This window comes from Litoreibacter ponti (assembly GCF_003054285.1).
Lineage (GTDB): Bacteria > Pseudomonadota > Alphaproteobacteria > Rhodobacterales > Rhodobacteraceae > Litoreibacter > Litoreibacter ponti.
This window is the reverse complement of record NZ_QBKS01000001.1, coordinates 1,476,473-1,489,225: the sequence shown is the minus strand read 5'-3', so window position 1 is coordinate 1,489,225 and position 12,753 is coordinate 1,476,473. Positions and strand designations below refer to the sequence as shown.

The following is a 12,753-nucleotide window of genomic DNA, read 5'->3' as shown; positions in this document are numbered from 1 at the left end:
CTAGCCGCCAACGTGGACAGAGCGGTAATTGCCGTCTTCGGGGTAGAACCCGAGAAACTTGAGGCGGGTCTTGCCGGTGCGAACCCCTGGGTAGAGGAAGATCGTCGGCACATGAAACTTGCCTTGGAGTTGGCTCTCGATCGCGCCAATCCGAAGGAAAGGATGCAGCGCCTCAAGGTCTGTGACCAAAAGCAATGCGCTTGTGTTGCCCTCAAGGGGCTTCAGAGCGTCCTTCAGCCTGCGCAATAGGCCGCCACCATTTGCAACAATATCTGCCAGGGCCAGGTTCGTTCGAGCCCAATCACCTGGGGAAGCTTTGTCTTGTTGAACGCACAAGGACCAGAAGGGGTCTTCCTGCAGAAGTTCCCACAGATTCTCGGCCACCGAAAAGACGTGAACGTCCCATCCTTCTTGGTGCAGCTTTGCCTCCCAAGCTGGCGTTTGCCGCTTAACTTCCAAAATTTGGTCTGGAGAAAAGATGAGGTAGTAGATCGGCTCGAAGCTCGCGTGCCCGAGCTCGCGGCCATGCCGAATCCTCTCACGAAGTTCGTCAAAGTCAGCCCTTAGCGAGGACATCGCAAAGCTCCTCCATGTCGTGTTGCTTCCAGCCAACCCGCACGACATCTCCCGCGGATTGGATAATGATGAGACCTTTCAGAGAAAGACGTTTCATTTCTTCAAGCACGTCGTCCCTCTCCAACCCAAAGAGCTTCCAATCATCATGGTTCAGAATGGCGTTGTCGCCGATGCCACGGAAATGTAGCTCGTAGGCAAGATATGCGCTCGTCGTGGCTGAAATCCGAAACGGAAGAATGCGCCGACTTGATCGTAACCCACGCTCGAGCAATCCGTAGTCTGCGCAACATCCAGTTAGGTACGCAGACACTCGTCGGATCGTTGATTCAGACCACCGTTTCGATGTCTTGCCATCGTCAATTCCCCGTTCAACGAACGCCCGTGCGTCTTCGCTGGAGATCTCTTGGTAGCCGCCCGCATAACGTGCCCAGTAGACGTCGCGAATGAAGTCGCCAAGAATGGGGTTCGCTCGGCTGGTAAAGATGAGCATGAGCTGAACAAGCTCTGATGCGGGGAGTTCGGCGGATAGTTTCTTCAAATGCAGCGCGGGCTCGCCATCAGCCGTCAGGTATCGCGGCGCGAAGCATTCTGAGACAATGTTTCGTAGGCGGCGCGCAGTAATCCCCGGAAATCTCCCAGATTTCAGAGTAATATCATGCAACTGGCTCGCCGACATGCCAGGTGACCACAACTCGAGAAGAGCTCTGGTCTCGTTCACAAGACCCAGCCCTGCCTGCAATTGAGTTGTGTATGGCGCCCGTTCCATCATGCGACCAAGTAAGGAAGAGCTTGCGTCTCGGATGACAGCGCCATCCGGTAGATCTTGCCAATCTTGTCCAAGAGAGCGGATGAGCGGAGTTCGTCGATCTTTCCAACCAGAACAGGTCCGACAGCCTCATCAGCTATTCCATTGCTGACCTTGGAAAGAGCGCTCAGAGCGGATGCTTGATCAACGATCAAGCTGGGATCAAAGAGCTCGAGCAGTTGTGCCTGCACCATTTCGTGCAGGTCTTGTTCGATCTCTTTTGGAAGCCGAAAAATATGGAATGAACCCACGCTCAAGTTTTCGTCGTGGAACCGACGTGCCGCTTCCACTGCGCCATGGTACTGTGCCAGAGGAGCCGTTCGCGAAAACACCGGTTCGAGAAACCGAATGCTTGAAGCCTCGTAAAACGATGTTGGCCACCAATTGCACTGTGACTTCTCGCCAAGAAACCCGACAAGATATCGAAGCTTAATTATTCGCTGCATAAAATCAGACTGCTCACGAGGAACCATCTAGCCCTCTCTTTCTATAGAACTGCCTGGTGCCAGGCCTGCAATTGGGGACACCAAGACAATTTGCTGTTCTTGGGGAGGGCGGGCTGCAGCGTTACTGTCGAGCCCAAGCCGTTTGAGCGCGTAGTACAGCAGCGCGCGTCGAACCTTGATCTTCGCCGTGCCATCGCGCATCCCATAGTCCAGCGCGATCACCTTCTTCTGGTCCTCAGAAAGTTTAGGGTGGGGGCAAATCTCAAGCGTGACGTGCTCTTGCCAGTCCGCATCGGCAGCATCCGTGACCTCACTGGCTTCAACACTGCGCGCCGAGATGATGCGAGAGAGTAGGAAGTCCTTGAATACCTCGTCCGTCCTACAGAACGCCCGAGTGTGCCATCGGAAACCGTCGAACCCGATGGCGTGAGGTGCGATCCATCGCCAGCTCGGCTCGGGGCGCGAAAGGGACTGATACTTCACCTCGATGGCCTCGGATCGGCGGATGGCACCGACAACGGATCGCAGGGTGACAGGGTTCACGCCACGGGCCGGGGTTGGCGCAGCATCATAGGATGGCAATTCAGCGATCCAGGTGTCGTCGCTGTCCATTATGCCATCTGCCAAAGACCGCAGCTGCGCGAGGTAGCGACTGGCGTCAGGTTTCAGGAACTGTGCAGAATAGTCAGGTCCACGAACATAGGCCCGCTCGCTCTTGTCATAGACCATGTTGTCCGGAGCCAGACCGATATAGCGGTTCAGGTCGGCGGAGGCTTGGTTCACCGATAATCCAAACTGCTCCATCAAGTCGCTGCGATTCACATGCCCCTCCCAAAACAATCGAAACTCGATGAACTCGAGGCGCTGCGCGACTCCCCAACGAAGCTCCGATTTTCCGCTTTCCACTTCGCACTCCCGAATCGGCGCGTATGATTAATGTACGCGCACATTTTTTGTGCTGTCTGAACGATAGCGGGGAGCTATGTCGTGTTCAATCGAAATGCTTGGTGTGATTGTCTTTTTCCAGCCGTCGCAACTAGGAGTCTTGGCGGAGATAGATTTATGCAAGTATTTAACAGCGGCAGCTACTTGTATTTTGCCTTAATTTGAGCCCACGCTTAAGCGCGCGGGCAACCTCACCCAATAGACTGCACCTGGGCTCAACGGGCCGTTGTCCCGCTCACCCCGTTCCAGGCATCTTTCCTTTTGTTTGGTCCGCCCAACATCCCTGACCGTGGCGGTCAACCTTAGTCCATCCCCAAAATCAGCCACCAATTTCCCCTGTCTCGCGGGCGAGCCATTCCTCGCGGGGCAAATTGGCGTCTGATTTTGGCGCAGACATTTTCTTTGCAAATGTGGCCGATTGACAGCCCCGTTCAAGGCCGTGGGTCGGGCTTTGCCCTCTCCCACTCTGTTCCGCCGAATACATGCGTATTCGGTCAGATCAGGTGGCCGAGGCGCAGCCCATCGGCGGAAGGGGGCGCGAAGCCTCACCCGCGTCACTTTGATCAAGGAGGCCACAAATGGCACCGAAGTTTGATGTTTATGCCCATGTCACAGACACCATTATTGCAGAGATCGAGGCGGGCACGCCGCCATGGCGCAAGCCGTGGACTGGGAGCGCGTCCGGCATTGCCTTGCCAACCCGTCACAACGGCGAGGAGTATCGCGGGATTAATGTCCTGATGCTTTGGGTCATGGCCGCCAAGCAAGGCCATGTGTCCAGCCGCTGGATGACCTACAAACAGGCCCAAGAGCTGGGTGGACAGGTCCGCAAGGGCGAAATGTCGTCCACCGTTGTCAAATACGGGACATTCACCCGAGAGAACGAATTGGGCATTGAGGAAGAGCTGCCCTATGCGCGCGCCTATCGTGTGTTCAATGCGGATCAGATCAAGGGCTTGCCGGAGGAATACTACATCCGGCCCGAGGCCCCGCGCGACCTTGGCACGGCGGAAGATCCGGAGCTTGAGGCGTTTTTCAGCCGGACAGGGGCGGAGATCGTCACCAGCGACGACCCGCGCGCCTATTTCAGCCCCGCCAAAGATCACATCCACATGCCGAAGATTGCCACCTTTGACAGTGCGACAGGCTACTATGGGACGTTGGCCCATGAGGTGATCCATTGGACCGGAAGCGAAAAGCGGCTGGAGCGGATCAAGAAATTTGCGAACCGCGAAGCCTATGCCTTTGAAGAGCTGGTGGCAGAAATCGGTGCTTGTTTCCTAGGTGCTCAGATTGGTGTCGCGCAGGAGTTCGACCAAAGCGCCGCCTATGTTGAAGGGTGGTTGAAAGCTCTCAAAGAGGACAAGCGGGCGATTTTTCGCGCGGCGTCTGGGGCGCAAAAGGCTGCCGATTTTGTCCTAGCAGCGGCAGGTCAGAGCAAGGAGGTGGCAGCATGATCCCTGACTATCACAGCGATGACTTTGCGACGGCGCGTTTGGAAGACACAGTTAGCTTGCGAAGCGCTGCCCGCGAGGCACGCGCCACGCTCTACGCGGTCTTGAACCGGCTCGAGCTGAACGATCTGGACGGCGAGGAGCAACCCTATATCGACGATTGTCTTGGGGCTCTTGCAATCCTTGAGGAGGCGTTGCGATGACTTTGGAAGAGATCAAAGCAGCAGTGGACGCGGGCAACCGCGTTCACTGGGTCAACTGCGGGTATGTGTTGACGCGTGATGGCCTCGGGCAATACCTCATCACCTTCACGCATAACGGGTCAGCTATCGGTTTGACCAGTCAGGATGGCACCCGCCTGAACGGCAAGCCTGACGAATTTTTCATCGAAGAAAGCGCCGAGGTTTGCCATGCAGTATTCTGACATCAGGCAGGCGGCCCTAGAGGGCCGCGCCAGCGTGCATCTGCATGGGTTCTGCAATCTGTTCGATGGCGGGCAGGAGTACTGTGATGATCCAGCACTGATCGATGGCTGGGCGATCTATGTCCGAGTGGAGACCCCGGACGACCCGCAACAGCCCTTTGATCTACACGAGCTGCCCGACCATCAATCCTATGTCAGCGCCGAAGGCGCGGCCCGCGCAATAGCGCTGCAATTGCTTGGCGATGCTGAGGCGTGGAACCACGACTAGTGGTGCCATGCCTTGCGCATGTGGCCGGGCTTTACCCGGCGGTCGCAACCTGAGGCTGCTCCAAACGGAATACAGGCAGTTGATGCAATATTATAATATTGCATCAATTATGGCGAAATGCCATAACAGGGCTGCCTGTATGATGCTGGCAAGAAATAGGGGTGATTACTTCACATGGGCCGACCGCGCGCACCACAGCACAAGCGACTGACGCAAAACCAGCGTTTCGCCATCGTGCGCAAGCGTGCCGAGGGGGTGCAGATCGAAGATCTGGCCCACGAATTCGGCGTCACGACCCGCAGCATCTTCTACACGTTGAAGGCCGATCAAAGCCGCAAGCTAGATGCACGCGTGCGCTCCGAGCTGGTGAATGTCCGGCTCACGCCAAAGGAGCTGGCGGGCTTCGATGCAGTGCTGACGCGGCATGATATCACCAGCCGCGCCGAGGGGCTGCGGCGGCTGATTTATGCGTCAAACGATCTCTTCGTTCCTGACGATGAATTGGCCAATCAGATGCAGGGGCTATCGGCCTCGCTCAATCGCACCGGCAACAATATCAACCAGATCGCGCAGCGCTTGAACGAGGCAAAGCGCCAAGGCAAGACGCCGCCCTATGGCAATTCTGCCCATGCCCAGGTTCGCGCTTTGGCAGGGCTGATTTTCGACATCGCGGACCAGGTTCAAGACATGGCGCAGCGCCGCCGTAGCGCACTTTCGGGCGAGATTGGCCGCATTCTAGGAGGCTTTGCCGATGGCCCGGAATAGCGCCGTTGCTGCCGCGCAGGAGGCCTTTTTCGATCGTGACTGGAGCCGCATTCGCGGCAGCGTCCCGCGCGTCCGTGCCAAGCAAATGGCGCGCGCCGCCATGGGGCATTCCCCCGCGATCTTCAAAGCCATTCGCGACGGTGGCACGCACAACAAAGCGCAGTTGCGCAACCAGCTGGAATACCTGACCACAAAGTCGAGCTTTATCATCGACAGCCGTGGCACCTATGACGGCCAAAGCGTCTTGTCGGCCAAAGAGATCGAGCAGGTCACGCGTCGGTTTTCCGCGCAGTGGAATGAAGGGTTCCATCCCAAGCTGGGGCACACTTCTCATCTGTTGATGGCTTTCCCGATTGGCACGCGCGGCGAAGATGTCGCAGAGATCACGCGCGAGATTTGCGAGCGTTTTTTTCAGGGCGACGGCAGCCACTTTGACTACATCGCGGCCGTGCACGAGGACCGGGATCACCCGCATGCCCATATCGTTCTGAACCGGCGCAGCAAGGATGGCGAGTTCTTCTTTCTGAAGGAAGGCCACCACTTCAACTACGACAGTTTTCGCGAAGCGATGGTGGAGGTATCGGACCGCTATGGGCTGCGGCTTGAGGCGACGCGAAAACTCGAGCGTGGGATCACGACGAAGAGTCCAGGCGATGTAGAACAGCGTCGCGCGGAAGCCACGGGCCAGAAGTTGGCCGAGCGTGAGCGCGTGGGGCCAGAGCTTGACCGTGCCTTGGCTGAAGTCGCGCAGAACGCGCGGCTTTATCGCGGCCTTGCTGCCGAGGCCTCGCGCGAGAACCAGCATGACATAGCAGCAGCCTTGGACAAGGCCGCGACGCTTTTGGCGCAGGGCAAACCGATTGAAGCAGATGGAAAGGTATATGGCATGGCCGAAGAACAGCATTCCTTTGACGAGGTCGTGGATGCCTTTCACGACAAGATCAACCAGGCCGAACGCATTGTGGCGGATGCCCCGGTGGAGCGGCGTGCCGCGCTTGAGCATGAGCTGAACGATATCTATCGCTCTTTGTCACATCTGAGCCCAATGGGAACTCAGTCCCATACCTTGCTCGAGGACGCGTCCCAAAGTGGGATCTATTCCGCTCCGAATATGCGGGCCGAGGCCCAAGGCGTTTTGCAGGATCCAGCTCTGGCAGAACGTCTTCAGCAGGCTTTGAGGGGCACCGGCATTGAACCGCAAGAGGTGACACGTCGTGTCGAAATCGGCGCAGGCAATGCCGCGCTCGAGCGGCAATGGCTTGGACAGGATTTGAATGCGATTGCCGAGAAGGAAGGCTTTGACCTGTCTCGCGCTGATGAGCTCGAGAAAGCAATCGACCGTCTCGACCAGGTGCACAGTGATCTGGGCCGCTTGTTGGCCGAGACGCAAGTTCTCAAAGACAGTGGGACGGCGGTAGCAGACCGGCAGGAGCCCACCGTAGAACGGTTGCCGCCGACCACCGCTGACATCCTGAGCCGCTTGAGGGACGAGCCAGCAGCAAATCCATTCCGAAATGACCTGGAACGCGAGACTTTGCGTGCTGAGATGGAGGAACTGATCGGTGAAGAAAACACCCCCGACTTGGCAATTGGCGATGAGACCGCGCTGGAGGAACATATCGAAAACCGCCTAGACCGGCTCTATGCGGCCAAGGCATATCTGCAGAGCGATGCCGCTCTGGCGAGCAGCGTGGCGATGGAGCATGTCCTCGACGAGATCGCCAATGAAGAAATAGACGTCCGACGCGAGCGACATGTCGATGCCGACAGCGAAAAGGGTGTGAGGCATGGGTAAGGCGCGGATCGCACTCGGCGTCTTGAGCTTTGCTCTTCTCGGAGCAGTTCTCGGGTATGTTCTGGCGTCGGCCTTTCTGACGTTTCGCTGGTTCGGGTTCGGGGCGGATATCGATCTTCTAATGCTTGCGCGCGGCTATTTGGATTTTCGGACATCCCATCCGGACGATATGCAGATCGTTCACCTGATCGTGGGGATCAGCACCTGCGCCGGTGTTTTGCTTAGCGCTGTGTTGATGAACGACGCGCTGACCAAGTTCGGTAAAACCCACTGGCAGCACATGTCAGAGATGAAGCGGAACGGCTTTTTCGGCAAACCTGGCCACGGCTTTGTTCTCGGCAAAATGGGTAAGCCCAAAAGCCGCAAACCTTTCGTTATGTCCAAGGTCTTTCCCCATGCCCTGATCGTAGCCCCGACCGGACGCGGCAAGACCACGGGCTTCGTTATTCCCAACCTGCTGACCTATCAGGGCAGTGCCGTGGTGCTGGACGTGAAGGGGGAAAACTTCGAAGCGACCGCGCGCCACAGGGCAGCGCAGGGCGACAAGGTATTCCGGTTCGCGCCCACAGATTGGAAGGAGGGCCGCTCGCACCGCTACAATCCTTTGCTGCGCATCTCGGCGCTGGACAACGTTGACCGCCAGCAGATGGACCTGCAGCTCCTGGCGTCTCTCTTCCTGCAAGCTGACAACGACCGGGTTCAGGGGCTTCTTGATGGTGGTATCGATTTGTTCGTGGCAGCAGGGCTTCTGGCGTTCGAGCGCAAACGGCCGACCTTGGGCGAAATCTACCGCATCACGGCCTCAGGCGGTGATAAACAGAAGGAATATCGCCGCCGTGCCGACGAAGTAGTCAACCCAGCCGCCAAGTTGATCTTCATGCGCATGGCTTCGACCAACAACGATACGCTGACGTCCTACCTATCGCTCTTGATGACATCTGGCCTCAAGCAGTGGTCAAACCCGGCCATCGACCGTGCGACCGCTACGTCGGACTTCGATTTTCGCGATATCCGAAAGACGCCTTCTTCGGTCTATCTTGTGGTTGAACCGCTGATGGTGAAACCGCTCGCGCCGCTGATCCGATTGTTCTTCTCGGACTTGCTGGCATCCCTGCAGGACCATGAACCCGGCAAGGACGAGCCCTGGCCGGTAATGATCATGCTCGATGAGTTCAACCGCCTGGGCAAAATGCCGATCGTTCTCGACAGCATCGAAACCCTGAGGTCCTACCGGGCCAATCTCGCGATCGTCACCCAGACCATCCCTGCGCTCGATGAAATCTATGGTGAAAACGCCCGCCGCGCCTTGCAGGGTAATGCGGGTATCAAACTCTATCTGACCCCATCAGATGAAAAGACCATCGAAGAGCTCAGCAAGGCCGTCGGCAAAACCACCAAGCGCGTCGTGACCCGTTCGCGCTCGGTTGGCCGCAACCCTTTTGCCGGGCGCAGCATGTCCGAGCGGACCGAAGAAACCGCTTTGCTGCCCGAGGATGAAGCGCGGCGCATGGATCTTGATGACATCGTTCTGGTCGTCGACGCGCAAATGCCCGTGCGCGCCAAGCGGATCAAGTACTATGAGGATCGGTTCCTTAAGCAAATCTTCGACAAGCAGACCGGCGATCTGCCGTATCCGTCCGCCGGGGACCAAATGCGCGGGCTGCAAGGACAGATCAAGGCGCTGGAGGCGAAGATTGGGGCGCTTGAGGTGCCGAGAGCGGTTTCAAATGAGGGCTCTGACGGTGGCGGGAAGCGGCGCGAAGAGATCGATGGTTTGGCCAACGAAGAACCGGGTGCTGTGTCAGGCGAAAAGGCGAATTTGGATGAGTATCAGGCAGGAACAGATCGAGTGGAGAGGTTTATGAAAGACGCGACACAGGGATGAAGCGCGGGAAGCGGCCGTTCGCCGCTGCAAGAGAGTTCTCAACAATCATTGATGGAAACAATGGCTTTGGTCCTTCAATTGATGAGAACGCCGATAGTCAAGCCTTTGTGAGCTTTGGCCCTAAATAGAGAACTTTTAGCCTTATCGCAGCTGCTGGAACCGGCCAGTCAAAATGTAACCTAAACACTCGATGGCTGATCTTGCCGTGGTAATGAGCAAAGATGTTGTCTCCACCGTTCGGGTCTGGAAATGTCATCTGGTTCCTAAAATCGCGCTTATTGGTCGTAGATTCGGGCGAAAAAAGTGCTCGCTCACCGTGAAAATGCGTCTGGAGAATTTCTAAGGAAACTGGGCCCTCATTTCCTGCATCGTCCCGCCCGCACATGTATGCATTTAGATATTCTAGCAAGACGTAGAAGCGATCGCGAATGATTGGGTCAAACGGCTCGCGCGAAAGGCGAGGCTCTTCGTACAATGCATTTGGAAGGTCAAGTCTAGGAAAGCGTTGTCTCGCTTCTTCTATCATCTCCCGCCAGTTCGTGGCTGGTCCTTGCTCAAAAAGCGCGCGTGCAACTGCGGCTTCCATCTCCCAAAAATTCTCGACTGTGTATGTTCCAAGAGGCGCATCCTCGAAGCCATGGACAACGCAAAGCGGTGAAAAGGCGAAGTTTGGCGTTCCGCCGGGGAAGCTAATTGTGAAGACAGACTCGCCTGATTTGACACGGCGAGCAGCCTCTCCAAGACCGCCATCGGTTACTTCGATACCCAGACATTGGAACAGATCTTCATCTTCGACTAAGCGGTCCGCCTCGATGAACGGGCCATTGCGACCAACCCAAGCCAGAACGGCGCTAGCTATCGGGGATCCGCGCCATGACTGCACAACTTGTCGAACATTGCGCTGATGAGAAACAGGTCGATCAGCCAAATACGGCGTTGTGCGAATTCCAGCTAATGAGGGAGAGCGAACGCGTGCTGCCATAAGCTGCTCAAGTAGTTGCCGAAATTCAGTTTCGTCTTGAAACTGCGCTTGGACGGATAGTTCATTTAGATAGATGCGCATCCGCTCAGATCCAGCCAGCAAGCCTGGATAGGTCCTTTTCGCTTTGATCAAAGAAACCTTCTGGCCATTCGTAAATGTCTCCGCCCGCTCCGATTCCCGGCGTTGTCACCCCGTGGTTTTTGCCATTTGCTCCCTTGAAGAAATGGATGCGCAGATCAGATGGCGGCAGATGTCCATCGCGTAGAGCTAACCGCACACCATTTAAAAGATGATCGCTATGCGTCTCCACTACGATCTGAACGCCCGCATTAGCAAACGCAGCTAGTATTCGACCCATTTGAGACTGAGCAGAAGGGTGGAGATGAGCTTCAGGGCTGTCGATCACAATCACCTGTTCCGAGCTGGCTGCCAATAACGCGACGAGTATTGGAAAGGCATAGGTCAAGCCATAACCGATATTTGATGGTCTTTGCCATGATCCGAGCTCAGACAGTCGAAACTGAAGGTTCATTTGGGAAGTAGTCGTTACATTCTGAACATTAGCTGCGGCACCTGGAAACAGGCTGGCGAGCCAAGAATCCAACTGTTTACGAAAAGTTGCCGCTTCCGACCCAGGGAAATGTCGCAAAGTGTCAACGTCCTCATCGGCTAATTGGTCGAACCAGTATGGGGCAAACCGTCCGTCATGGCCAACATCGGGAGCTTCGACACTCTCCGGGATCGGGAAAGCATCTTCCGCACCTATGCGGACCGCACCAAGAAAAGAGAGAGTTCGAAATACACGTTCTAAATTTTTGCTCAAAGGGTTCCCCGAAGGAACCGGCAATGGCAATATTCGATCGCCTGCCCTTAGACTAGGCTCCACCGCAAAGCTACCTTCATCGTCTTCGACTTTAAGCTGCATCCGTCGTTCTGACTGTTTCGATGATATGTCACCTGCGGTACCGAGTCTCACCAGTGGCCCATTGAGCGGCAGCGCATCCAATCTGGCTAGTCGCAGGGCCTGAGCGAAGAGTAATAGCGGCTGCAGCGCTGTTGATTTTCCGCCACCATTAAAGCCGGTCACTAACGTCAACCGACCCAACTCCAACCGCAAGTTATCAAAGCACTTGAAACCCTCCATTGAGACCGCATGCACTGCTCGTTCGTTCATAATTCAGCCTCTTGTAAGTCAGCAACAGCTCCTTCCATCATGCCAAAGCGTGCCCGGACCTGTGTAGAACTATTGGTTGAATAGGTGATGGCGGTTACAAATTTTTCATCGCCTAGCAATCTGATTATCTTATCCCGTAGAAGGTTTTTCCGCATTTCATCAAGTGAGCCAAGCTCAGCCATCGTCACAGCGCAAACTTCAAATAGTGAGATGTTAATGACGCTGCGGGTTGCTGCCGGGCCATTCGCAAGCGATTTGCGGAATGCATGTTCTTTGAATATCTCTTGATTTAGCGACATCGAATTTTCAAATTGAGTGTGTAATTCGTTTCGTTCGACATCGCTAAGCGTGGCCAATGCCGCCAATCCCTTTGCCAAGAAGGTGTCCATGTCGCCACGATAATCGCTAGTCGTTAAAAGCTTAAAAGCGCAAAATCGATTGATTGCCTCGCGATCCCGCATTGTTCGAGCATTTAATGAACGCCCTGTCGCATTCCGGAAGATCGGGCTTTCCGCTGCTTTCTTGAGCCATACCGTCGCAGGCCCGTTATACAGCGCATTTCGCATCTGCTGTCGGGTTAGTGGCTCACCGCTATTGACCCTTTCGAAAATATCAAGTCGTGCTCGTTCTGGCGCTTTGGCATCAAGAATATACATTGTGAGGGGCGTGTCCAAAACACGCTCCTGAAGCGATACTGGAAGTTCTTTGAATAGTTTTCCTTCTAGTGGGTGATCGGAATCACTTTCTTTCGCGCCAAGGCTCGTTAGTCGAAACTGATCGTTGATAAACCGGTAGAAGGTCGTTAGGCGCTGCAGTCCATCGACTACAATGATCCTTCCGTCTTTAGCCTCAGCGACATAAAAGACTGGCAAAGGTATACGCATAATACAGCTTTCAATCAGCTTTGACTGCTTAGGGTTTGACCAAACAAAATCACGCTGAAAGTCTGGATCGAGGATATAGCGCTCGCGACGGATGCGATCGACAACGTCACCTACTGTCCGCGGTTCAGAGCGTACGAATACGGCGTCCAGCGGGTAATCTGCCCACCCAACATCAAGTGGGTCGTCTACGCCCTCTGGTTCCTCAATTTTGTCGTTGTTTGTTTGATCCATATGGGAGTCGCTCGCATTCTTGTTCTCTTTCCTTCGTAGTAACTTGTTTTTCATTTTCCGCAAAGCCAGCATCCGAGACTGTATCCCAGCTTAATCGCAAACATGCTCGTGTGGCTTTC

General features: G+C 55.6%; 13 protein-coding genes and 1 pseudogene. 7 read left to right on the top strand and 7 right to left on the bottom strand.

What is annotated here, in order from left to right; translation table 11 throughout:
• Genes C8N43_RS07510 through C8N43_RS07495 form a run of 4 tightly spaced genes read right to left on the bottom strand, consistent with a single transcriptional unit; the run spans position 1 to position 2,733 of the window.
• A complete protein-coding gene (locus C8N43_RS07510) occupies positions 1-576 on the bottom strand; it encodes a BREX protein BrxB domain-containing protein (protein WP_107845003.1) in 576 nt (191 codons plus the stop codon).
• A complete protein-coding gene (locus C8N43_RS07505; protein WP_107845002.1) occupies positions 557-1,345 on the bottom strand; it encodes a DUF1819 family protein in 789 nt (262 codons plus the stop codon). The genes C8N43_RS07510 and C8N43_RS07505 overlap by 20 nt, the downstream gene beginning before the upstream one ends.
• On the bottom strand, positions 1,342-1,854 hold the full coding sequence (locus tag C8N43_RS07500; RefSeq protein WP_211308570.1) for a BrxE family protein: 513 nt from the start codon (positions 1,852-1,854) through the stop codon (positions 1,342-1,344). The genes C8N43_RS07505 and C8N43_RS07500 overlap by 4 nt, the downstream gene beginning before the upstream one ends.
• Positions 1,855-2,733: a BrxR family helix-turn-helix transcriptional regulator gene (locus C8N43_RS07495; RefSeq protein ID WP_107845001.1), complete on the bottom strand. Its 879-nt coding sequence runs from the start codon at positions 2,731-2,733 to the stop codon at positions 1,855-1,857.
• A gap of 617 nt (positions 2,734-3,350) precedes the next feature.
• On the opposite strand from C8N43_RS07495, the gene C8N43_RS07490 reads away from it, so the two are divergent.
• The 7 genes and pseudogenes from C8N43_RS07490 to C8N43_RS07460 all read left to right on the top strand — a co-directional run bounded on the left by C8N43_RS07490 (position 3,351) and on the right by C8N43_RS07460 (position 9,363).
• A complete protein-coding gene (locus C8N43_RS07490) occupies positions 3,351-4,229 on the top strand; it encodes an ArdC family protein (RefSeq protein ID WP_107845000.1) in 879 nt (292 codons plus the stop codon).
• The gene (locus tag C8N43_RS07485; RefSeq protein ID WP_025060004.1) at positions 4,226-4,429 is read left to right on the top strand and encodes a hypothetical protein; all 204 of its coding nucleotides are present in this window, start codon (positions 4,226-4,228) and stop codon (positions 4,427-4,429) included. The genes C8N43_RS07490 and C8N43_RS07485 overlap by 4 nt, the downstream gene beginning before the upstream one ends.
• Positions 4,426-4,629, top strand: a pseudogene (locus tag C8N43_RS07480) (hypothetical protein); the annotation flags it as partial. The gene C8N43_RS07485 and the pseudogene C8N43_RS07480, both read left to right, overlap by 4 nt.
• 7 nt (positions 4,630-4,636) lie before the next feature.
• A complete protein-coding gene (locus C8N43_RS07475; protein ID WP_107844999.1) occupies positions 4,637-4,918 on the top strand; it encodes a hypothetical protein in 282 nt (93 codons plus the stop codon).
• A gap of 174 nt (positions 4,919-5,092) precedes the next feature.
• Entirely contained in the window at positions 5,093-5,683 is a 591-nt protein-coding gene (locus C8N43_RS07470; RefSeq protein WP_107844998.1) for a hypothetical protein, read from the top strand.
• On the top strand, positions 5,670-7,478 hold the full coding sequence (locus C8N43_RS07465) for a relaxase/mobilization nuclease domain-containing protein (RefSeq protein ID WP_107844997.1): 1,809 nt from the start codon (positions 5,670-5,672) through the stop codon (positions 7,476-7,478). Before C8N43_RS07470 ends, C8N43_RS07465 begins: the two co-directional genes overlap by 14 nt.
• Positions 7,471-9,363 (top strand): type IV secretory system conjugative DNA transfer family protein, encoded by a 1,893-nt coding sequence (locus tag C8N43_RS07460; protein WP_107844996.1) that lies wholly within the window; start codon positions 7,471-7,473, stop codon positions 9,361-9,363. The genes C8N43_RS07465 and C8N43_RS07460 overlap by 8 nt, the downstream gene beginning before the upstream one ends.
• Before the next feature lie 97 nt (positions 9,364-9,460).
• Here the strand turns inward: C8N43_RS07460 and C8N43_RS19460 are convergent, their stop codons facing one another.
• The 3 genes from C8N43_RS19460 to C8N43_RS07450 are packed head-to-tail and all read right to left on the bottom strand — an operon-like array spanning position 9,461 to position 12,688.
• A complete protein-coding gene (locus C8N43_RS19460; RefSeq protein ID WP_146174186.1) occupies positions 9,461-10,426 on the bottom strand; it encodes a hypothetical protein in 966 nt (321 codons plus the stop codon).
• A 4-nt stretch (positions 10,427-10,430) separates the two neighbouring features.
• Positions 10,431-11,519 carry an AAA family ATPase gene (locus C8N43_RS07455; protein ID WP_107844995.1) on the bottom strand — a complete coding sequence of 363 codons (1,089 nt, stop codon included), beginning with the start codon at positions 11,517-11,519 and terminating at the stop codon, positions 10,431-10,433.
• On the bottom strand, positions 11,516-12,688 hold the full coding sequence (locus tag C8N43_RS07450; RefSeq protein ID WP_211308568.1) for a DUF262 domain-containing protein: 1,173 nt from the start codon (positions 12,686-12,688) through the stop codon (positions 11,516-11,518). The genes C8N43_RS07455 and C8N43_RS07450 overlap by 4 nt, the downstream gene beginning before the upstream one ends.
• Positions 12,689-12,753 lie beyond the last annotated feature (65 nt).